3 protein-coding genes and 1 pseudogene are annotated in these 1889 nt (G+C 38.4%); all 4 read left to right on the forward strand.

The genetic code is table 11. From position 1 onward, the window contains the following. A pseudogene (locus tag C8D97_RS18230) lies at window positions 1-699 on the forward strand (hypothetical protein); the annotation flags it as partial. A 336-nt stretch (window positions 700-1035) separates the two neighbouring features. Beyond that, entirely contained in the window at window positions 1036-1317 is a 282-nt protein-coding gene (locus C8D97_RS17820) for a hypothetical protein (protein WP_109765164.1), read from the forward strand. A gap of 28 nt (window positions 1318-1345) precedes the next feature. Next, window positions 1346-1738, forward strand: a complete 393-nt coding sequence (locus C8D97_RS17825; RefSeq protein ID WP_109765165.1) for a hypothetical protein — start codon at window positions 1346-1348, stop codon at window positions 1736-1738. Beyond that, a partial coding sequence (locus C8D97_RS18375) for a hypothetical protein (protein WP_210204993.1) occupies window positions 1698-1889 on the forward strand: 192 nt, incomplete at its 3' end. The genes C8D97_RS17825 and C8D97_RS18375, both read left to right, overlap by 41 nt.

Genomic DNA, 1889 nt, shown 5'->3' on the forward strand with positions numbered 1-1889 from the left:
GCATACCATCGGTACAGTCCTATTCATACCCATCAACATCAGGAGTCTGTTGGTAATGGCTGGAATATTCTGGCTTTTTTTGGTGTGTTATTGGTCGGAGTATTTTTTCTTTCATCTATATTGTTATTAATTATTAGAGATGATCCTGGGATCGGATACTGGAGTTTTTTTACGGTTACAAGTGGTATAGTTTTTTTGTCCATATTTTATATGCGCTGGTATCGAAAAAACCACGATATGACTTACATTCCTCATTACAGTCATGTGGTTTTTGATCGAAAAAGTGGTTTCATTATTGCTCGTAATATTGATTATACCGAAACTAAAAAATACCATTATTCTGAGTTTGTACCAGTCATGTTTTATACCGTCAGCGTTAATGCAGTACAAGAGTTCCATCTTTTACTTTTTAACCGTATAAGTGGTAACGAAATACATATAAATACCTCAGGTGATATTTATAGCCTTTATGTCACTTTGCGCATATTTAATCAATTTATGGACATTAACGAACCCTTGCCAGATCTGCCGCATTTAGAGCCTTTTCGGCCGTTTGATAAAACGACAAGAGAATACGATAAAAAGAAAAAACGCGATCCAGATAAATGGCGTAGTGCTGACCACTTGGAATATCATAAAATGTGTGAGGAGGCGCGACGTGACTTACAAAAATATTTTGAGTCGGGTGACTGGATTTAAAAGTTTAAGATCGAGTTACTTTATAGAAAAACTAAAGGCAAATCCTTTCTACTCATCGAAGTGAATGAGCAAATATATTTTCGAAATTACTTAGTGTACACATGGATTTGAACTGAATCCCTTAACCAAGGTTGGAGTTACGCCAAATCGGTCAATGTTTATGAATGATTACGAATTTAAACAGTTAGTTGAAAGCAGTTAAAGATGAACCGTCTCCGCAGGACATTATTCTGATCAGGTCCGGAGAGATTGTTCAGCGCGTCCTTGCGCTTTACCCCTGCTATATATGCGGACATCCATTTACCTTATTTTATTGACAATAAGAGCAATTTAATTGTGGAATTAACCTGTAATAATCGCTCGGTTGTTAAGGGCAGTGTTCAGCAGTTTGCCGTACCAGGCAATGGCCCAAAAACCATAAAGTTACAACAGCTCTTAACGAATTATCAAAATGGGCCAGCAGTGATAGAGCTAAAGGTTCGGCTTGACGTTATGGGTGATGAGCGAACGGTTTTACCCATCAGTCAAGACTGGTTGACAGAGTCGGTAACAAAACAATTGGGCAGTTACCAGTACCAACAAATAGAAAAGCTGAACAACTCTTTCGGCTCACTATAACTTTACACATGGAGAGAATAGTTAAACAATGAAACTGTCCTGGAAATACTTATTGCCTAAGCAACAGCTTAGACCATTTGACTGCTTTGGCTGGACTTCACCAAAACCAGATGAAGAAATTACCGATAAGCATATTAAGCGTCACAGTGATGTGGATAAGGCGTTTAATTTGGGGTGGCTAGGAAAGCTTATTATGATATTTAGTAGCATTTTTTATGTACCTATAATTATTGTAATGTTATTAGATTTTGAAAAAGCACTTGAAGAGCCAGCGTGGATCTTCGGATTGCCTGCAGTTATAGCATTGGGGTACTTAATATATATACGCCCAAAAAACGAACGTTATTCGCTACAATATTTTAGACCGAGAAAATGGTATCGTGAGACTGTATGGTGGTTGGCCAACAAAAATCTCCTTTGAGGCTGAGTGGTCAGAGTGTGAAGGAGAGCTGTGGTTTAACCGTGGCCGTTACGGCCGCTCTGAGTTTTGGTTATGGTTGAGTAAAAAAGGAACTGACAAAGGTTTTCTACTTACCCAAGACATTCACGATCCCGAGGGTGCATTAAGATAC

It is taken from the genome of Pleionea mediterranea (assembly GCF_003148745.1).
Classification (GTDB): Bacteria; Pseudomonadota; Gammaproteobacteria; order Enterobacterales; family Kangiellaceae; genus Pleionea; species Pleionea mediterranea.